Genomic DNA, 21,326 nt, shown 5'->3' with positions numbered 1-21,326 from the left:
GAACCGCCCGGTCAACAGTTGCTTGTTGATCGGGTGGTTTTTAGATGAAAAAAGACCTGAGGAACATGGTTTCCCTCAGGTCTTTTTTACAGGTAAAGAAGCTTTATGATTTTGCCCCATCTTCAAACCCATAGACCCGTGTCTTGACCGAGAATCAACGCGCAGATGTTCGGGCGCCTGCGGAGCGTCTCGGTTGATCACAGGCCAAAGGAGATCCCGCAGATTCCTGCCCTGTCTGAGGAGGCTCGCGGTGCGCCCGCGGCAAGCGAGCAACCGAAGCGACGATCCAGCACCGAAAAGACACGAACCCATCACATGTGGCTGGAGATTAAGAACAGTCGCTTGTCTGTGACTTATTATACAAATAATCCGAAAATGTGACAAAATTCGATTTTTGTTCAGATTCTGTACAGTTCCCCAAGTTAGAATCATTATTAGCTGACCAATGTATCGGCGCTAATAAACACCACACGAAACAAACCCATCTTGATTGTTTATTTCACATTCCATCAAACGGTCTCATGTTGTGTCCAGTGAACACGGCTATTTATAAACACACCGATTACATACCAAAGGGGAGAAGCATGGTGAGAGCAAAAAGACTGCCGCTCGGACTGCAAAAAACAAAGCACAGAAAAGTAATGAAACGCTTTATGATTATCGTCCTTGCACTGTTTGTTATCTTTAGCCAAATGTCATTGTCGCCATTTTTGGGGCAAGCGAGTGCGGAAGATACCCAAACGCAGCAAATCATTGATTCAGTAGGGCTGACCACTGGGGAAGGTGACGCAGCAAAAGAGGTTAATACAGAAAATCCATTGAAGCAAGGAGATGCAGTGAATCTGGACTATACATGGACACAAAAAGACGGTCCAAAACTTGATCAAGATGTGACCATCCAGATACCTGCTCAATTTAAGGTCGGCACAAAAGACGATGGAGACAAAGATAGCACCGACACAACCGGTGAGGTTAAACTCGCCGACAATACAACGGTCATTGGCAGCTATACAATCAAAGCCAGTGACCAACCGGCGAATGCTAATCAATTGACCATCCATTTTAACAGTGAAAAAACAAAAGACCTTTCCGGAGCCACCGGAAACCTGCGCATTCCAGCCGTTTTTGATGATGACATCAAAGCGGATCAAAAGATCACACCGATCGACTTTGATTTGGGAAATAACCAAAAACAGACGATCAATGTCGCGGTTAAGGCAGAGGCAACAACTGAGAAATCAGAAAAAGCCGATCACAACGCTACAGCAACGGATGATCAAGGAAAGACGACTGATGGTTCAAGCACGGAAGATCAAGCAAAAGCTGAGAAAGCCGACACAGATGCAGAATCGAAGGACGCATCGAGTGCGGGTCAAGCAAAGCAAGAAGCAGTCGGAGATTCAGGTGCGGCAGCCAAAGCAGAAAATCAAAAGGAAAGCGTTGCATCAGTACAAACCGCACCAGAAAAGAAACAAACGAAAAGCATTGAACGTGCTGCGGCTGAAGCAAAGGCCTCAACCGCTCAAGAAATAACGAAACCCGTTGTGTCGGTTGACAAAATTACAGATAAAGATGGGAATGTATGGAGCTCAGAGCATCGACCGGGACTTGAATCTGAGGCATACATTCATATGAATTGGTCAATTGAAGACGATTGGGATATCCACGAAGGCGATTACTATACCTTTGAGTTGCCTCAAGAATTTGCCATTTATAATGACTTTAACGGAGAACTTAAAGATGATGATGGCAATGTCGTTGCAAATTATATGGTGAAACATGGGAACAACGATACCGGCAAGGTAACCCTTACATTCACTAATTACGCAGAGCGTCATTCCAACGTTGGCGGGACGTTTACCGTCTTTACGAAATTTAATAAAGAAACGATTACCGGAAGTACGCAAAAGGAAATCAAGTTTGATCTGCCGGGTGATGCCGTAACGGTTACAATTCCATTTGAAAATCCAAAAGGAACAGCAATTCACAAAGACGTTTCACCAGATAGAAGCGTAAATCCGAAAAATATTAATTGGACGGTAAATATCAATACGAATGAAGCAACATTGAAAAATGCAGTGGTGAAGGATCCGACGCCTGCCGGGCTAACCCTCAACAAAGATTCAATTAAGCTGTATCAACTGCAAGTGAATGTTGATGGAACCGTAAAGCTTGGCAGTCAAGTTCCCTCAAGCGACTATGAGCTTGGCACAGATGATGGCAACCTGACCATTAAGTTCAATCAGGACATCAACCGTGCCTATCAAATTCAATATTCAACGAAGATTAATGATTCTTCAAAAAAGGGAACGTTTAAAAATACGGCGACGCTTTCCAGTGATGGAAATGAGGATGTCAAGGCATCTGCGTCAATAACCACTAAGCTTGGAACGCATTTAACGAAAACAGGATCCTATGACTCGAATACGCAAACCATCAAATGGACCATTAATTATAACGGTGATGAGCAATCGATAAAGCAGGCCGATGCCGTTCTGCATGATTTATTCGACAATAGCCATGAACTTGATAGCAGTTCGGTTAAGGTTTATCAGGCTACGGTGAAGGACGATGGAGGATTTACCCAGGGGAGCTTGGTAGATAACAGTGAATATGAGATAACTCCTAAATCAACGACCGATAAAAACGGTTTTGATCTCCAATTTAAGCATGATATTGACAGTGCTTATCAAATCACGTATACAACAAAAGCTGTGGGATTAGTAACTGAAGATGGGAAGATCAGCAACACGGTAACTTCCGACAACAGCTCCGCATCAGGCAATGAGCAATACCCAAAACAGCAGGGCATTATAAAGTCAAACACCGGCGCTGATTATAAGGCTAAAACAGCCACTTGGAAGATTGCCGTTAATGGGAATCACTACGAACTTAATAACGCGACAATAACCGATACATTTGATCATGCTGGATTAGCGCTGAAGGAGAACGCATTTAAGATTCATAATGAAACAAAAGATAAGGATCTTACAAAGGGCACAGATTATGACTTGAGTTCAGATGCTAATGGTTTTGTTGTTACATTTAAAGGCGCCTATGCAAAAACAACCGATTCATTTACGATCACTTATACGACGGACTTTGATTACAACAAACTAGCATCCGGTAAAACGGTTTTTTCAAACACTTCAAAGTTGACATGGAAAGATGAGAATGGGAAAGATCAATCAAGTTCATCAACAGCAACCTTTAATCCGGATGATTATACAAAGTCTAATGGGTTTAAGAGCGGCTCCTACGACCCGTCGAACAAACAAATCACATGGAAAATCGGTATAAACTATAACAATGTGACCCTTAAAGATCCTAAAATCGTTGACCAAATTAAAGACAATCAACAATACATTGACGGATCGCTCGAGGTACACACGATGACGTTAACCGGTGGGTGGAATGGGTATTCCGTTGGAGAGGACGTTCCGGAAGATGACTACACGGTTGAGTACCCATCAGCTGCTAATGATAATACGCTGACGGTTCATTTTAAAAAGGCGATTGACTCACCGTATTACATGACCTTTAAAACGTCGTTGAATGGGCAAATCATTCATAAAGCATATGACAATACAGCGTTGGTGCTCGATGGGGCGGATAAAGTAACGGATCTATCGGCTTCAGTTCAGCCAACCAATGGCGACAGCTTTGCTTCAAAAAGCGGTGCGCAAGATGGGAATTATGTCAATTGGACGGTAAATATTAATCCAAGCCAATCGTCGGTCTCAGAACCTGTTCTTACAGACACACCAAGCAACAATCAAATTATTGATGCCTCATCCTTTGAGCTTTATAAAGCAACGGTTAACAGGAATGGAACGTTAACAAAAACCGGAGAGCCATTGAAGCAAGGAACCGATTATACACGCGATGTTCATACGGATAATGATACCGGTGCACAATCCTTCACCTTAGCATTTAAAAACGCAATCAATGATGCCTATTTGTTAACGTATAGAACGCTAATCAATGCATCAAATGGCGACAAGCTGGAAAATACGGTAAAGCTTGATGGCAAAAACATACAGACGTATACAACAGAAACAAGTTCAGAGGTTACCGTTAAGCTTTCCGGTGGTGATGGTACCGGAAGTGGAGAGACCGGTGGACTGACCATAACTAAAAAAGATGCTGACGATGGCAGTGCGCTTTCGGGTGCAACGTTTACGTTGTATGACAAAGAAGGAAAAACAGCGCTGCGAACAATTACAACGGACAACGATGGAAAGGCAGCGTTCAATCATTTCAAATACGGCGACTACGTATTGAAAGAGGATAAAGCACCAACAGGATATGTCATTAATCCTGATTATAAAGCGGGGAAAACAGTTACGATCGCCAAGCCGGCTAAAGGGGAGACGACTACACAATTAGCCGTTGTCAATCATAAATTCGTTGGAAAAGTGATTCTGACAAAACAAGATGATGTATCCGGAGAAAAGTTGAAAAATGCTGTATTCGAGCTCAAGGATCAAGACGGCAAGCTCATCAAGCAGCTGACGACTGATGAAAACGGACAATTGACGGCCGATAATCTGAAGCCTGGAAACTATCAACTCGTGGAAATCATTCCACCGGCAAACTATCAACTCAATTCAAAACCCTATGCGTTTACGATCAATGAAGATCAAACAACCGTTATCAACGTTACTGCTAAAAACACACTCACGCCAGGTTCTGTCGTTTTAACAAAAACAGACGAAGACACGGGTAAGACTTTATCCGGAGCTGTGTTCAATCTTGTTCAGAATGGTAACGTACTACAGAGCGGATTAACAACGAATGCAGCTGGTCAAATTGAGGTAAATGATCTAGTACCGGGCGACTATCAATTTGTCGAGACCAGCGCACCAAACGATTACGCATTGATCAGCGGCTCAGCGATTCCGTTCACCATTCAAAAGGGTCAAGTCAAACCCCTTCAAATTTCAGCAACCAATGGGTTGATAACCGGCAGTGTCGAATTGACAAAGGTTGACTCGGATAATCATGACGCACCACTGACCGGCGCGACATTTGATCTCCAGAATCAGACGGGAGAAACACTGAAATCAGGTCTTCATACAGACAGCAAAGGGAAACTGACGGTAGACAATCTAAAGCCGGGTGACTACCAATTCATGGAAACAAAAGCTCCGGCCGGTTACGTGCTCAATCCAGAACCGATTAAGTTTACAATCGAGAAGAGCCAGAAACAACCATTGAAGATTAATGCACCGAATGCTTTGCAGACAGGTAGCGTAATATTGAATAAGGTTGGGGAAGACAATGCGGAGCTTGGCCTTCAGGGTGCAAAATATACACTGAAGGATGCTACGGGTCATGTAATTAAAGAAGATTTGCAAACCAATGACAAGGGCCAAATCATCTACGAAGGTTTGAAGCCGGGAAACTATCAATTTGTTGAAACGCAGGCTCCAACTGGGTACGAAGTAGATGCGACACCAATCACGTTTACGATCACAAAAGGGCAAACTGAAGTTGTTCAAAAGAAGGCGATTGATAAGCTGATTCCAGGTGACGCTGTTTTGACGAAAGTGGATTCAGCCGATCCTAATCAAACGCTTGAGGGCGCGGTATTCAATCTGGAAGATGCTCATGGATCGATCATTAAGCAAGACTTAACAACGGATGCTAATGGTAAAATTGCGGTTACAAACCTGAAGCCAGGTACTTACTACTTTACCGAAACGAAGGCCCCTGCAAACTATGACCTTAACAATGAACGCATTAAAGTGGTTATTGAAAAAGGTCAGCAAGCGGCGGCCGAAGTCACTGCAGAAAATACGTTGACTCCCGGCAGTGCGAAGTTGATTAAAAAGGCAACGGAGGATCAATCGCTGCTGCAAGGCGCTGAATACAAATTGATTCGAGTGGATAACAGCGGGCATCAGATTTGGGTGAAAGAGCATCTCGTCACCAATGAATACGGTCAAATCGTGGTCAATAATCTTGTGCCGGGACACTATCAATTTATTGAAACCAAGGCACCAACCAATTATGATCTAAATGCCGCGCCGATCCCTGTGACCGTTGCGCCGGGTCAGAAGTCGGTCGATGAAGCAACGGTGGTTGCTCATGATACGCTGACCCCGGGAAATGCAGAAGTATTTAAGAAAGACGAAGTGAGCGGTGAAGGACTGAAAGGCGCAGTCTTCAACGTCCTGGACCGCAATGGAGACGCCGTTAGAACAAGCGTAACAACCGATCAGAACGGCAAATTGCTCATCAAGGATTTGGCACCGGGAAATTATCAACTCGTTGAGACCCAAGCACCTGCCGGCTATTTAAAGAATAGTAAAGCAGTGCCTTTTGAAATCAAGAAAGGACAATTGTCAACCTACGCGGTGCCAGTAGACGTAACGAACAAAATGGTACCTGGAAGCCTCACGTTGAAAAAAGTTGATGGTGATCATCCGGACAAAGCTTTGTCAGGTGCGGTATTTAAATTACTGAACGCGAAAGGCGAAGCAGCAAAAGACAATGACGGGCAACCGATCACCGCAGAACAGTTAACAACAAAAGATGGCAAAATGACGCTCAACAATTTGAGACCGGGCACCTATACCCTGGAAGAAACAACCCCTGCTCCGGGGTATATTCGAAACACCAGTCCATTGACGTTTACAATTGATCCGTCAGCGACCAACCAGCCGACAATCTTCCTTAAGAAGACCTTTGAAAACTACAAAGGAAAGGCTGAACTCACGAAAACGGATGCTGATGGTCATGGACTCGAAGGTGCAGAATTTAAAGTTGTTGATCAAGACGATCAAGTCATTCAGAAAGATTTAAAAACAGATACGAACGGCAAAATTAGCGTTGGAAATCTGAAACCAGGCAAGTACAATTTTGTGGAGACGAAAGCTCCGAACGGATACCTGCTTGATTCAGCACCAAAACGCTTTACGATTGATGATCAGACGAGCGGGCAACCGACCGTTGTCAGCGTATCAAAAGTTAATGCATTGAACAAAGTCGTCCTGACGAAGGTCGACAAAAACGATCCGGATGCAGTCCTTAAGGGAGCAGAGTTCAAACTCGTTGGTAAGGACGGCAAGATTGTCGAGAAAGATGTAACCGGAAAGGAACTTCCAACGGTCTGGACCACAGACGATCATGGTCAATTTATGGTAAACGGTCTAGCAACTGGCGAGTACAGCTTTATCGAAACGAAAGCACCAAATGGCTATGAACTGGATGCAACGCCGATTCCGTTTAAAGTGACGAATGAGGATGCAAAGGCAATCCCGATCACAGCCACGGATAAGCTGAACAGTGTCGTCCTGACGAAGGTCGACAAAAATGATCCGGACGCCGTTCTTAAGGGAGCAGAATTCAAACTCTATGACAGCACCGGTAAAATGGTTGAGAAGGATGCAAATGGAAAAGCATTGCCATCCGTCTGGTCGACGAACGATAAAGGCCAATTCACGGTAAGCGGTTTGGCACCGGGCAACTACCATTTTATCGAAACGAAAGCACCGAAGAATTATGACTTGGATGAGACGCCGATTCCGTTCCATGTGACGGCAACGGACGTCAAGGCAATTGCGATTACGGCAACCGACCTGCTCACCCCAGGTGATGTTCGTTTAACCAAGGTTGATAGAAATGATCCGGATGCTGTGCTCAAGGGAGCCGAATTCAAGCTGGTTGACGGTAACGGCAAGACTTTGAAAACCGGACTGACAACCGATAATAGCGGTCGGTTTGTTGTGAAGGATCTTGCACCAGGGCAATATGCCTTCATTGAGACCAAGGCACCCGAAGGCTACCAGCTTGATGCAACGCCAATTCCGTTTGTCATTGAAAAAGGCATCTCGAAGCCGGTAGAGATTACAGCAACGAATAAAGCAATTCCAACCATTGAACGTGGCGTTTTGGGCGAACAGCAAAATGGAGGAACGCCTCAACCAAAACCAGTGATTAAAAAAGACGCGACATCCAAGAATACGTCATCGATTGAACGTGGACAATTAGGTCTAGTGGAGACCGCGTCACCGAAATCTAAGAAAGACTTGCCGAAAACCGGTGATAGTAATCATCTAGCAACATTCGCGGCCGGGGCAGCACTCTTGATTGGCGGCGCGTTCCTGACCATATTCTCAAGAAGACGGAAAAAAGGCTAAGAGACAAAAGAAAAAAATAGTAACTTGTAGAAAGACACTCGGTCAAACCGGCCGGATGTCTTTTTTTATATAAAGCTAAGCGCTGGCATGAATTCAAAGCGATAAGACAGTGTCTTAGCTGAGAATTGCAAGCGAGCGGTAAGACGCCTGCGGCGCACCGCTGTTGCTCGAAGGCACGTAAATTTCTGCATGGCTGAGCGCGACTGTTTTTCTTAGCGGAAGATAACATTCGGCACTTGATCATGGTACACTTTGATTAGGTATTTTTTTGAAAAGGCGGGATGGTTTGTGTGGCGCAAATGGCTGGCTGTACTTTGCATCGCGGCAGGTATTCTTTTGATTGCTTCTCCTTTTTTAAAGGAAGGTTTGATCGGTTATCTGAGCGGGAAGTTGAATGCGGAGCAATTGACAGCAACTCAGCTTAAGAAAAATAATCAACGGGATGCCTCCTTTGATTATAAATCGATTCAGCCGCCGTCGTTTTATGAGGCGGTGAGGGCCGGGACGCGTGTTTCCTCTCATGCGGTGATCGGGCGCATTCAAGTGAAGCGTCTTGGGATTGCGCTCCCTATTTTAAAGGGGACGACCAGCAGCAATTTGCTGGTCGGCGCGGCTACCATGCGTTCGGATCAGAAAATGGGCAGCGGCAATTATGCGCTTGCCGGTCACCACATGCGGCGTGAAAATCTGCTTTTTGGTCCATTGATGCATGTGAAAATCGGTGATGAAGTCGTCATTACCAACTTGACGACTGACTACGTGTATCGGGTCTCGAATCGAAAGATTGTTTCTGAAAACGAGGGCAGTGTCGCCCTCCAAACCAATGACAAACGCATCACATTAGTCACGTGTGACAAGCCGACGCGTACACCGAATCGATTGATTGTCATTGGCAAACTGGTTCGTGTTGAGGCTCATCAATGAGCATGAATAATCGCGCTTTATCATTTTTTAGAGAATAGGATGATCCCATTGAGTATTCTTGATGTTGACGATTTGTATAAAACATATGGCGTGCAGACGCTCTTCGACCATATCTCGTTTTCCATTTCCGAGGGTGAGCGGATTGGGTTAATTGGCGTCAATGGAACCGGGAAGTCGACCTTGCTGAATGTGCTCGCGGGGCGTGACTCGGCAGAAAGCGGCGGTATGCGGCATGCCAATGCCTTTCGGCTCGAGTATCTGCCTCAGACCCCGGTTTTTGAAGACGGCGTGACTGCGCTGGACCATATTTATGGAGGCGTTTCGCCGATTATGGCTGCCGTGCGCAATTATGAGCAGGCGCTTGCCCAATTGGAAAAGAATCCGGCAGATGCGAAACTTCAAGAACAGCTCCTTAAGCGCCAGCAACAGATGGATGCGGCGAATGCCTGGGATGCGGAAGCTGCAGCAAAACGGATTCTGACCCGGCTCGGCATCCATGACTTTGACACGCCTGCAAACGAATGCTCCGGCGGGCAAAAGAAACGAATTGCCCTTGCGCGCGCACTGATTCAGCCGGCCGATCTGCTGATTCTCGACGAGCCGACGAACCATTTAGATAACGTCATTATTGACTGGCTTGAAGAAGCGCTGGACCAGTATTCAGGTGCGCTTTTGATGGTGACCCATGATCGTTATTTCTTGAATCGCGTAACCAAACGCATTCTTGAGCTGGATCACGGGAAGCTTTACAGCTATGACGGCAATTATGAACTGTTTCTTGAAAAGAAAGCCGAACGTGAAGCGCATGCGGCATCCGGTGAGGTTAAGTTGCAGAATCAGTTGCGCCGTGAACTGACTTGGCTGCGCCGCGGCGCGAAAGCACGGTCAACCAAGCAAAAAGCCAGAGTGGAGCGTGTACATCAGCTTCAAGAACACAAAGGACCGGAAATCAAACAGTCGGTGGACGTAGCACTCGGATCGACACGCCTCGGCAAGAAAGTGATTGAGGCGGAGCAGCTTTCGAAGCATTTTAATGGTCGCGAACTTTTTCATGAATTTAACTTGCTCGTTACACCGGGCGAACGCTTGGGCATCATCGGGGGCAACGGCAGCGGCAAAACAACGTTGCTTAATATTCTAGCTAAGCGGCTGAATCCGGATTCAGGAACAGTGGCTATTGGCGAGACCGTAAAGATTGGTTACTACACCCAGGAGCATACCGAAATGAATGAAGATCTGACGGTTATCGACTATATTAAGGAAGCAGCGCAAGTGGTGCGCACGGATGACGGGCAGCAGGTGACGGCGGAACAGATGCTCGAGCGTTTCCTGTTTTCGCGCCCGCGTCAGCGCACATTTATTCGCAAATTGTCCGGTGGCGAGCATAAGCGGCTTTATCTGTTGCGCATTTTGATGACGGAACCCAATGTCCTTTTTCTTGATGAACCGACAAATGATCTGGATACGGAGACGCTGACCGTTCTCGAAGATTACTTGTTGCAATTTCCAGGCACTGTGCTGGCCGTATCACACGATCGCTATTTTCTTGATCGGGTTGTCGATCGATTGATCGTCTTTGAAGGGGACGGTCGCATCCGCCGCTTCGAGGGAAACTACAGTGAATACATGGATGAACGAAAAAAAGAACAGGCAGCGGCGGTAAAGACCAAAGCAAACAAAAAAGAACTACCGATTCAAAAGCCTGCTGCGAAAAAGAAAAAACTAACCTATAAAGAGCAGCAGGAGTGGAACGGGATTGAAGATCGAATTGCATCGCTCGAAGAACAGGTCGAACAGCTGAAAAAAGAAATTGCCCAAGCAGGCAGCGATGCGGGCAAGGTTCAGGAATTCTATAAAAAACAGCAGGAAATGGAAGTAAAACTCGATCAGGCGATGGAACGTTGGACCGAATTATCGTTAAAAGTGGAAGAAATCGAAAACCAATAAATAAAGAAGGCAAAAATCCTTGAGCAGGATTTTTGCCTTCTTTCATTGCAGGAAAAGAAAGTATAAGATTTTGCCCCATCTTCAAACCAATAGCCCAGTGTCTTGGCCGAGAATCAAAGCGGAGGGGCTCTGGCGCCTGCGGGATCGCGCTTAGTTGATGCGTGCCAGCGAGACCCCGCAGATTTCTGTCTGTTTGAGGAGGCTCGCGGTGCGCCCGCGGCAAGCGAGTAACCGAAGCGACGATTCAGCACCGAAAAGACACGAATCCATCACACATGGCTGGAGATAAAGGACCAAGCACAGCTTGGCTTTTCTTAACAGAAATTCTACAAAAACAGGCTCATGCCTTTGCAGTTCAATCTGCTTTTTTAATCCACCATAGGTAACGATGGAAGTCGCCTTTTTCAATCGGTACGTTTAAACCACTGTTCATCAGTTCATCGCCACTGAACACATCGCCGTTTGCACAATTTTCATAGACGAAGTCCGGATTCAATCCTTGAAAATGAAAGACTTTTTGTACGAGACTTGGGTTGAACCCTATGGAAAAATAAAAACCGATGGCTTCCGTTTGGTCAGGTGAGACAAAGCACCAGGCGGCATCGTTGCTCGTGAATGGACTACCTATTCGATAGAAATTGCCAAATTGAATGAGTGGACGGATTTTTTTATAAAAAGCAACTTGTTTTTTTACGGTGGCTTTATCCTCGTTGCTTAATTTAGTTAGATCAAGTTCATAGCCGAAATTTCCGGACATGGCGACTGCGCCGCGCATAGCAAGCGAAGTGAGTCGACCGACTTGATGGTTGGGTACGGCGGAAACATGGGCGCCCATGGCAATCGCTGGGTAGACAACGCTTGTTCCGTATTGGATTTTCAATCGGCAAACGGCGTCGGTATTGTCGCTGGTCCAGGTTTGCGGCATGTAAAAGAGCATACCCGGATCAAAGCGGCCGCCGCCGCTTGAACAGCTTTCGAACAAGATGTTTGGAAAGGCATGCGTGAGGCGCTCCATTAGTTCATAAAGCCCAAGCATGTAGCGGTGTGCGGTTTCCTGTTGGCGGTCGGGAGGGAGAAGTGCTGAACCGACTTCAGTCATGTGCCGGTTCATGTCCCATTTTACGTAGTTGATGTCCGCGTCCGATAAAATGGTTGAAAGCGATTGATAAAGGTAGCGGCGAACGTCCGCGCGTGACAGATCAAGCACGAGTTGGTGGCGGCTGAGACTATGGGGACGACCTGGGACGTGAAGCGTCCAATCAGGATGTGCACGGTACAAATCACTGTCTGGTGAGACCATTTCCGGTTCGAACCAGAGGCCGAACGCGAGTCCGATATCGTGGATTCGCTTTGAGAGTCCTTTGAGTCCATGCGGCAGTTTGCGTTTGTTGACAAACCAATCGCCAAGCGAACTTTTATCGTTGTCTCGCCGGCCAAACCAGCCGTCGTCTAGGACGAAGAGTTCGATGCCTGCTTTTTGGGCTTCAGAGGCAATGGCGAGCAATTTTTCTTCATTTAATTTGAAATAGGTTGCTTCCCAGTTATTGATGAGAATTGGGCGAACGCGATCACGGTAGGTTCCACGGGCGAGGCGGCTTCGATAAAGCTGATGGTAGGTGCGCGACATGCCGCCGAGTCCTTGATCCGAGTAGACAAGCACGGCCTCAGGGGCTTGAAAGCTTGCCTCAGGATTAAGTTTCCAACTGAAGGTGAATGGATTAATGCCTATTGATGCGCGTGTCGTGTGGTATTGCTCGACTTCAATTTGTGATCGGAAATTGCCGCTGTATACAAGGCTGAAGCCAAATACGTCTCCCTGACTCTCATCAGCATTCTTGCGCATCAAGGCAAAAAAAGGGTCATGCTGCGGACTGCTGGCGCCACGCGTGCTCTCGATAACCCGGCTGCCGGGTGCGAGCGGCTGACGATCCATGTTCCGCTCGTCATTATGCGTGCCATAGAACGTAAGTAAATCAAATTGATCATCGCGTAAATCAAGGCTAGCACTGGAGACTTTGAGAAGGCGGATTGTACGGTTGCCCTTGTTTTCGAAACGTACCGTGCGGGCGATGGCATCAAAGTCGCGAAAGACGGTATACGTGAGTATAACCAATAAACCGGTGATTTGATCCTCGAGCATCAGATCAATCGCGTCTGCTTCCGCGTTTTTCTCAACATAAGTCGCCGGCAGTCCCCTAAGTTTTCGCTTACCCGAATAGATGATGTGACCGCTGTAGCGCAAATCGCTGACCGTTGTTCCATTTTCAAGTTGAACCGCATAGGCGGGATGACGATAATCACCATTTCCGTATCCCGGATACTCGAGTGGGAGTGTGCTTAAGGAAAAGCCGCGATGTTTCGGATCGGCGTAAGGAGCAAAAGATCTTGGCGCCTTAATCACCGGTCTGCTGCCAAGATAGTGGTTGATTCGCTTTCCCCAGTAAAGGTGGAGCAGATAGCCATTGTCGACTTGCATGACATAACTGGAATGTTTGGTTTGCAAGTGAATGCATCTTTTTTTCGAATCATAAATAATCATCACTGCACCTCCGCAAGCGCACATACGACGTGTTGCTTTAATCATTGTATGTGATAAACCAACGGCTGCTGCATAGCTGTATCTTTTATTTCTTGGTATTTGTTGACCCGATATTAAATTTAGGGATGAGAAAGTATTTTAACGAATAGGTTTGTCATTGCTAGTGCACCGTTGTTTGAGGAAGTGTACTATTGTATATTACCATGATCGAAGAAACTTCTATCAAATAATACTGTACAATACCTTTATTCGTGGTTATGATCATTCATTTGACACATTACCTGTTATTAGTAGGGAGAATTTGGTTGTACTATAGATAAAAATAGCCTCCCATTTTAGATGAGGGGCTATTTTGACAACTATTAATGAATGAAAGAAGTGATGATCAACCGTGGAAATCACCTGTATATTGATTAACAGTTACATAAGGATCCTGGCCGGTATCATGTTCCTTGACCCAAACCTGCCAAAGACCATTACCAATATACTTGTAGCGGCTTGGCGTTGCATGGTATCCATTATAGAGATCTTTTTCAAAAGTTTTTACCCAGGAACCCTTTGGTCGATCCACTGCTTGAACAGTTGAATCTTTTGTGGAACTTGAACTTGCCCTTTCATTTGACGCTTCTCCTTTATCGGATGCCGTATTCGCTGTAGTTGACGAATTTGATGATTGATTCACTTCTGATTCATTCGACTGTGCTGAAGATGATCCGCTTTTTTCTGGCTGTTCTGAATCCTTTTGCTGATCCTTTTCTGTTGGCAAGGAACTTGATTTTGATGTTTCGTTAGTATTCAATTTTTCTTGTGACTCAGCGTTTGTTTGGGAAGAGGAACTTGTTTTTGCATACTTCTGGTCATTTGTTGCACCTTGGTTTTGATGAAGTATAAAGAAACCCCCACCAATCACAATTAGTACACCAATCAATAGAAGCAAGATAACTTTTTTCATTTTTACGCCACCTCTTCCAGCATGATAGCACAAGAGTATGGATTGGTTACAGATAAATGAGACAACAAATTAAAGTCATGTCCACCTTGTTTCAAAGAGACAAACGAAGCCGGTTGCTGGAAAAAACGGCTTTTTGTATAAAAACAGACCGAGGCATCTGCCTCGGTCTGAAGTTTCGTGTTTGTTCGTTAGCTGGTCAGCGGGCGCTGCCGGCGGATGACTAGAATATTGATCGTGATGAAGACCGCCGAGAAAAGAATCAAAATTAATCCGTCAAGCCACCAGCCGGAGAATCCGCTTCCGCGGATCATGATGTTTCGCAATGCTTCGGTTGAATAGTGAATCGGCATCAGATTTCCGATCGCCTGCACCCAACCCGGCAACGTGTCGATCGGGAACAAGCCCGATAAAAAGACTTGCGGGACGATCACCAGCGGGATGAACTGGAACATCTGCAACTCGTTCGATGCGAAGGTCGACAGCAGGATGCTGAGCGACAACGCGCTGAATGACAGAATGAAAACGATGATCAGGACATCGAGCAGATGGCCAACATTATAGATCTGCAGCACGTAGACGATGTAACAGGTCAGCAGGAACGATTGAACAATGACGAACAAGCCGAATCCGATCATGTAGCCCCAGATAATTTGATAATTTTTCATTGGAGAAGCCATGAGCCGGTCCAGTGTTCCGGTTGTTCGTTCGCGTAGAAAGGAAACGCCGCCGATCATAAAGATGAACAGGAAGACGAAAATCCCCACCATTGCCGGCCCAAAGGCATCGAATGTATTCAGATCATCATTGGCATGAAGATAGGAGACATCAAGCGTCACTTTTTCTTGCTTGTGAGGGCTGTCCGGTTGTTCGGCCTTTGGCGCATTTTGCGTGATTTGTGCTAAAGCGCCGGGCGCATAAATCTGCATTGCTTTAGCCATTTGTGCGATCATCTGCTGCTGCGCTTGCATGTCTTTTTGCTGTGCTTTAATGACGTCGGTGAGTTCGTCTTTCAGCGCAGTGACCGTGATCGTTTGCATCGTTTGCATTGACTTTTGAATTTTGCTCATCGCTAAACCGTTGCGCTGCGGATCGCTGCCTTCCAAGTGAACCTTTACTGGATTTTTCAGGTCAACGTAAGCATCGATTTTCTTGTCCGCAAGTGCCTGTCTTGCTTGCAGCGGAGTCATACGTTTATAATCGTTTTTCGCGAATGCGCTCATGTAATCGGACGAGTCATAATGAATGATTGCAAGATTTGGCTCGGAGGTTTTCGCACCGAAAATATACCAGACGAGTGTTAGAATCAGAAGAGGCGCGATAATCAACAAAGCCAAGGTGCGTTTGTCACGAACGATCTGGCTGATGATGCGCCGGGCCATCGCAAAGAGATTTCTCATTTTTTCGCCCCCTCCTTTTCAACCGCGATAAAGATGTCTTCAACCGATGAGACATGATAACGCTGCATCAACGCTTTCGGCGCACCTTCAGCGATAATTTTTCCTTCACTGAGCAGTCCGACGCGGCTGCACTGCGCGACTTCGTCCATGACGTGAGTGGTGACGATAATCGTCGCTCCTTTTTCTTTTAAATAATGAAACAGGGTCCACAATTTCTTGCGGATCAGCGGATCAAGCCCGACGGTCGGCTCATCGAGCAAGTAGAGTCGAGGTTGATGGATCAGTGCGGCAGCAAGCGACAGGCGTCGTTTCATACCACCGGAAAATTGAGCAACACTTTTCTTGAGATCTTTGTCCAGTTCAACCGCTTTTGCGACCTCGAGGATGCGGGCTTTTTTCGCCTTTCCATGCAGTCCTTGAATCGAAGCGAAGAATGAAAGATTCTGATAGGCACTTAATTCGCTATATAAAGCATCGGACTGAGCCATATAACCGAGAGAGCGGAAGGCGTTCAAGGTTGGGCGCTGCTCAAAGAGCTCAATCTTGCCGCTGTCGGCTTTTTCCAAACCGAGTAAAATGCGTACCAATGTTGTTTTTCCGGCTCCGGATGGTCCGATCAGTCCGTATATTTCTCCTTCTTGAAGTGTGAGCGATACATCGCTGAGCACGATTTGGTTCTTAAACTTTTTGTGCAGATGCTCTCCTTTTACAGGGAAACTCACCGTCATCACATCCTTTGTCAATGTAGCTCATAGTGAACACTGTGTTCAATAATTATGATAAAATGGAATCGGCAATTGTTCAATAGTCAATCGTTTTCAAAATGATCATTAGTGAACATAAACGGCATCTGTGTCTTTTATCCTTTGATTTTGCTGATCCTCTATAATAGCTGGGAGGGATTCGGATGGTATCGGAGTCAACCGATTTGCGCGTGATTAAGACGCGGGCTGCGATTGAAATGACGTTTCTTGATTTGCTGCTTCAAAAAAAATTCAATGCGCTTACTGTAAAAGATATTGCATCGGCTGCCCGAATAGGTCGCGGCACCTTCTATCTTCACTTTCTCGACAAGTACGATCTACTGGAGAAAGTGATTGACGAAGGTCTAAATGAGACGGTTGAAAGGTTTCATCCACGGACTTACTTTGTTGATGGAAAGGTGTCGTTCGATCGGATTACGGGCTTTGTTCAGACGATGTTCCGCCATTTTAAGAAAAATGACCGCTTTTTCCGGGCAATGTTCTTTAATGAAGACATTCCAATGTTTCGGCAGCGCATGCAAGAACGTTTTCTGTCTAAATTTCAACAGGAAATCGGCCAGATGAATCTTCCTGTGATCGAAAAAGATCCATTAATGCTCAAAATTATGCCGATTTTCGTATCATCAGCGATGATTGGACTGCTTAGCTGGTGGTTTGAACAACAGGCCAAGATCTCGGAAGAAGAAATTGCACGCAGAATTTTAGTGATTATGACCCAAGGCCCACTGAGGGCGTTGGGACTCGACGTGTAGCAGAGTGAAAAACCCCGAAGAGGCCAATTGTTGCCTCTCCGGGGTTTTTCGGTAGAATGGATTTAGTGAGCAGCGAGCTCTTTCTTATATGCGCTGTGATCGGTCGGACCGGTATAGTCGTTTAAGCGGAAGGATCCGCGAATCGCTGCAGTCACAAATTTCTTCGCCACTTGAACAGCTTCAAGAACGGACTGCCCTTTGGCGAGACCGGCGGTAACCGCTGCGGCATAGGTGCAGCCGGCACCGTGAATGTTCGGCGTGTCGATGTAGTCATCAGCAATAATATGGAAGTCTTTTCCGTCATAAAGCACATCAATGGCTTGATCTGTATTCGGAAGCCTGCTGCCACCTTTGACCAGTGCATTCTTCGCACCCAAGGCAACGATCTTCTTCGCCGCTTCCTTCATCTGATCAACGCTCGTGATCCGCGGCATACCGGTTAAACGTGCCGCTTCATAGAGGTTAGGCGTTGTCACCAATGCTTTTGGAATTAAGTAGTCGAGCATTGCGGCCGTGTTTTCCGGCTGCAGTTCCGGCTGAATTTCTTCCTCTGCCCCTTTGCAGACCATAACCGGATCGATAACCACGCGATCCAAACGATTCTTTTCAATCGCATCCGCCGCAATTTTAATAATTTCCGGTGAAGCGAGCATGCCGGTTTTCATTGCATCGACGCCAATACCGACAATGATCGTATCCAGCTGCTTCTTGAGCAATTCGGTATCCAGTGCAGTAACGCTGTGCGCCCAGTTTTTATGTGGATCCATTGTTACGATACAGGTCAGTGCGGTCATGCCGTAGACGCCGAGTTCTTGAAAGGTCTTCAGATCGGCTTGCATACCGGCGCCGCCGCTCGTATCCGATCCGGCAATTGTCAATGCTTTATTCAGTGTATTCATCGAAAAGCCTCCTGTCCTTTTTCTCGTATCTCCTATTATAATGAGTCGACGCTGAAAAAACTATGTCTCTGCTTTTGTGAGCGGGGAGAAAATGTCGAAAAATTTTTGAAGCCATCAATTAATGATTCGCGCAATTGATCCGATAAAAAGACTAGACGTGTATTGCAAAAGAGCGGCTGAAGTTTTCTACCATTTTAAGGCGCGTTGTTATTGACAGCATGGACGGAGTGAACGACACTAGAAATAAAGACGCTGGGGACAAGCTGTTTCAGGGAAGCAGTTAAGCAATTGATTGATGCCTATGGATCGAGCAGAGCATTCATGGAGCAGCTGGTTCTGGAGCCTTCGTTTTGTCATCAATAACTCAATGAAACTGCTAACTTTCGCAACACAAACGTTTAGAATGACGAAGAGAGCGATTAGGAGGAATTGCAGTGAAAAAAATTATTGTACCTACTGCTCTTGTGAGCGGATTGTTGTTTTCAGGCGCCGGCCAACAGGCGATGGCTGCATCCGGACAGGATGTTGTCAGCCAGGCATTAAATTATCAAGGCAAGGCGTATCAATATGCCGCACCAGCCTTTTCAGAAGATTCATTTGACTGCTCTTCATTTACTCAATTCATTTACAACAAAGTACTGAATAGATCATTACCGCGCACGTCTTCGGCACAGTCAGAGCAAGGGATTGCGGTATCCAAGGATCAATTGCAGTCGGGCGATTTGCTTTTCTTCGATACTGCTGGTGACGGCGGGATTCATCACGTTGGCATCTACATTGGTAATGGAAAAATGATCAGTGCTGAAGTTACAGTGGGTGTACATATAACCAATGTGTTTAGCGGCGGCGGTTCCCAATCCTACTGGGAACCAAAGTTTAAAACCGCACGCAGAGTCGTCGCTGCACCGGAAACGGAAACGGCAAAGCATCAAACAGAACGACCCGCCCAGTCGACCGCTCCGGCACAGACGGGTACAACCTCGAGTTATACGGTCAAAAGCGGCGACAGTCTCTGGAAAATTGCAAGCCATCATGGGATGACGGTTGCCAACCTGAAAGCATTGAACCATTTAAAATCGGATCTGATCTATCCGGGACAGGTGTTAAAGCTGTCAGGCTCCACGCAGACTGAAGCAGCATCACAAAACAACGGCGCGGCACAAGAAACGGAAGCGCCTGCAAAGACAAGTGCAGCATCCTATACAGTTAAAAGCGGCGACAGTCTTTGGAAGATTGCAACGGGAAACGGTATTTCCGTAAGTACGTTGAAATCGATTAATGGATTGAATGCCGATGTGATTTTTCCAGGGCAAACGCTGAAATTATCCGGATCTGCGTCATCGTCGAAAACGGTAATCACGCAGACAGCCGCGAAAAGCACATCGTCTTCTTCAAAAAGTGCTTATAAGGTGAAGAGCGGCGACAGCCTTTGGGAAATTGCAACGCTCCACGGCATTTCGGTAAACCAATTGATGCGCGCCAATAACTTATCGGCGACACTGATCTATCCGGGACAGCATCTGCTTATTCCTGGTTCGATGTAATGTACGGTGCACGGATAGAATGAACGACTTTCCCCCTTAAACGGAGCTTTTTATGTCCCGTTTAAGGGGTTATTTTTTGCAAATAAAGGAAGTACGGGGTTTTTGGACGTATAAAAGACCGTGCGTCTAACGCACAGATGCTCGGGCACCGCTCGGATCGGCCGCGGCGGGTGCTCGTCCAGTTCAAATATGAGCCCGGCTGCTTGTAAAGGCATGACGTAAAGAACCGGGACCATCCTCTTTTTTTGTTACGGAAATCGAATTGAAAAAATGAATGGAAGCGCTTTACTAATTATGTGCTCGAGTTATAATGTGTATAAACGGTGAATAAAAGGTGAACGAAAAGTTACAATATGATATTCATTGTTTATTTTCACTAATATGTAACAAATATCACGTTATATACGATCTATTAAAGTTATAATAGAAAGTTTATGCTATAATGTGAAGGGTTTGTTATGCGTTCGAATAGAGAGGTTCAGAGGGGAGGAAGAGCAAACGTGAAGAATTTAAAAGCACTCATAAAACCGGCTTTGCTGCTGATGGCGCTCGCGATGCTGACGGGATGTTCGGAGAAAATAGCCGTATTGAATCCGCAGGGTCCGGTGGCAAGGTCGCAATATCATTTGATTATTTGGTCATTAATTATGATGAGCTTGGTTCTCGCCGTTGTTCTAATCATATTTGTTTATGTACTTGCACGCTACGGGCGCAAAAATAGTGATGGATTTGATCCTAATGATACAGGAAATAGAAGGCTGGAAATCATCTGGATGGTTATTCCGGTGATTATCTGTGTCTTGTTAGCCGTTCCCACTGTGAAGACGCTGTTCAGTTTGAACCAGCCGCCGAAAGCGACTGCAGCGCAGGCACAGACAGCGGGGGAATCGCTGACCATTGATGTGACTTCGGTTCAATGGAAATGGTTGTTTCGTTATCCGGGTCAGAAAATTGAGACCGTTAATTATGTCGTTATTCCTGCGGGCACTCCGGTGAAGTTCCGTCTGCATGCCTATGATGCGATGAATGCATTTTGGGTTCCTGAACTTGGCGGACAGCAGTATACCATGACGGATATGCCGATGCAGCTTTGGCTGCAAGCCGATAAACCCGGTAATTACGATGGACGCAGCTCCAACTATTCCGGCAAAGGTTTTGCGCACATGACGTTTAAAGTGATGTCACGGTCATCGACCGATTTTGACCGCTGGGTGAACGATGTGAAAGACAACAAGCCTGCACTGACACATGAAAAATATATGGAATTGCTGAAGCCGAATACGGTAAAAGCGCAAGCGTTTTCGTCCTACCCGGCAATCGTTGCAAAGGATCTGAATAAAGCGCAGATGGAAGCACTGATGAACGGTGAATCTGTGGATACCGATTCAATGCATGGTATGGATATGGATCACGAGAGCGGGGAAGGAGGATCTCAAGATGATTGAATCGATTAAATCGTTT

Annotated in this window: 11 protein-coding genes; 6 read left to right on the top strand and 5 right to left on the bottom strand. The window is 46.1% G+C overall.

What is annotated here, in order from left to right:
- Window positions 1-584 precede the first annotated feature (584 nt).
- The 3 genes from K7399_RS16240 (at window position 585) to K7399_RS12345 (ending at window position 11,018) form a co-directional block, all read left to right on the top strand.
- Window positions 585-8,147 (top strand): SpaA isopeptide-forming pilin-related protein, encoded by a 7,563-nt coding sequence (locus tag K7399_RS16240; protein ID WP_276530140.1) that lies wholly within the window; start codon window positions 585-587, stop codon window positions 8,145-8,147.
- 288 nt (window positions 8,148-8,435) lie between these two features.
- Window positions 8,436-9,071 (top strand): class A sortase, encoded by a 636-nt coding sequence (locus K7399_RS12350; protein WP_010025378.1) that lies wholly within the window; start codon window positions 8,436-8,438, stop codon window positions 9,069-9,071.
- Between the two features lie 48 nt (window positions 9,072-9,119).
- On the top strand, window positions 9,120-11,018 hold the full coding sequence (locus K7399_RS12345) for an ABC-F family ATP-binding cassette domain-containing protein (protein WP_223362312.1): 1,899 nt from the start codon (window positions 9,120-9,122) through the stop codon (window positions 11,016-11,018).
- 355 nt (window positions 11,019-11,373) lie between these two features.
- Here the strand turns inward: K7399_RS12345 and K7399_RS12340 are convergent, their stop codons facing one another.
- From K7399_RS12340 to K7399_RS12325, 4 genes are all read right to left on the bottom strand, one after another.
- Window positions 11,374-13,557 (bottom strand): alpha-galactosidase, encoded by a 2,184-nt coding sequence (locus K7399_RS12340; RefSeq protein ID WP_223362311.1) that lies wholly within the window; start codon window positions 13,555-13,557, stop codon window positions 11,374-11,376.
- Between the two features lie 385 nt (window positions 13,558-13,942).
- On the bottom strand, window positions 13,943-14,509 hold the full coding sequence (locus K7399_RS12335; RefSeq protein ID WP_028976193.1) for a hypothetical protein: 567 nt from the start codon (window positions 14,507-14,509) through the stop codon (window positions 13,943-13,945).
- A 188-nt stretch (window positions 14,510-14,697) separates the two neighbouring features.
- The gene (locus tag K7399_RS12330; protein ID WP_223362310.1) at window positions 14,698-15,906 is read right to left on the bottom strand and encodes an ABC transporter permease; all 1,209 of its coding nucleotides are present in this window, start codon (window positions 15,904-15,906) and stop codon (window positions 14,698-14,700) included.
- On the bottom strand, window positions 15,903-16,634 hold the full coding sequence (locus K7399_RS12325) for an ABC transporter ATP-binding protein (RefSeq protein ID WP_176557881.1): 732 nt from the start codon (window positions 16,632-16,634) through the stop codon (window positions 15,903-15,905). The genes K7399_RS12330 and K7399_RS12325 overlap by 4 nt, the downstream gene beginning before the upstream one ends.
- A gap of 179 nt (window positions 16,635-16,813) precedes the next feature.
- Between K7399_RS12325 and K7399_RS12320 the strand changes: the two genes are divergently transcribed.
- Window positions 16,814-17,422 (top strand): TetR/AcrR family transcriptional regulator, encoded by a 609-nt coding sequence (locus K7399_RS12320; protein ID WP_028976190.1) that lies wholly within the window; start codon window positions 16,814-16,816, stop codon window positions 17,420-17,422.
- A 62-nt stretch (window positions 17,423-17,484) separates the two neighbouring features.
- Here K7399_RS12320 and pdxK read toward each other — a convergent pair whose 3' ends face one another.
- Window positions 17,485-18,321, bottom strand: coding sequence for a pyridoxine/pyridoxal/pyridoxamine kinase (gene pdxK / locus K7399_RS12315; RefSeq protein WP_028976189.1), 837 nt, complete (start codon window positions 18,319-18,321; stop codon window positions 17,485-17,487).
- A 434-nt stretch (window positions 18,322-18,755) separates the two neighbouring features.
- Here pdxK and K7399_RS12310 point away from each other — a divergent pair, with 434 nt between their 5' ends.
- Together K7399_RS12310 and qoxA are read left to right on the top strand one after the other, a co-directional pair.
- Entirely contained in the window at window positions 18,756-19,865 is a 1,110-nt protein-coding gene (locus tag K7399_RS12310; protein ID WP_223362309.1) for a LysM peptidoglycan-binding domain-containing protein, read from the top strand.
- A gap of 500 nt (window positions 19,866-20,365) precedes the next feature.
- Complete coding sequence (gene qoxA, locus K7399_RS12305) at window positions 20,366-21,310, top strand: cytochrome aa3 quinol oxidase subunit II (RefSeq protein WP_051577806.1); 945 nt, start codon at window positions 20,366-20,368, stop codon at window positions 21,308-21,310.
- The last annotated feature ends 16 nt before the right edge of the window (window positions 21,311-21,326 follow it).

It is taken from the genome of Sporolactobacillus terrae, assembly GCF_019930545.1.
In the GTDB taxonomy this organism is placed as follows: Bacteria; Bacillota; Bacilli; order Bacillales; family Sporolactobacillaceae; genus Sporolactobacillus; species Sporolactobacillus terrae.
This window is presented reverse-complemented; position numbering and strand designations above follow the sequence as displayed.

Coding starts and splice junctions, on each gene's coding strand:
- K7399_RS12340 (WP_223362311.1), bottom strand. CDS start 13,557: ATGATTATTTATGATTCGAAAAAAAGATGCATTCACTTGCAAACCAAA.
- pdxK (WP_028976189.1), bottom strand. CDS start 18,321: ATGAATACACTGAATAAAGCATTGACAATTGCCGGATCGGATACGAGC.
- K7399_RS12325 (WP_176557881.1), bottom strand. CDS start 16,634: ATGACGGTGAGTTTCCCTGTAAAAGGAGAGCATCTGCACAAAAAGTTT.
- K7399_RS12320 (WP_028976190.1), top strand. CDS start 16,814: ATGGTATCGGAGTCAACCGATTTGCGCGTGATTAAGACGCGGGCTGCG.
- K7399_RS16240 (WP_276530140.1), top strand. CDS start 585: ATGGTGAGAGCAAAAAGACTGCCGCTCGGACTGCAAAAAACAAAGCAC.
- K7399_RS12335 (WP_028976193.1), bottom strand. CDS start 14,509: ATGAAAAAAGTTATCTTGCTTCTATTGATTGGTGTACTAATTGTGATT.
- K7399_RS12330 (WP_223362310.1), bottom strand. CDS start 15,906: ATGAGAAATCTCTTTGCGATGGCCCGGCGCATCATCAGCCAGATCGTT.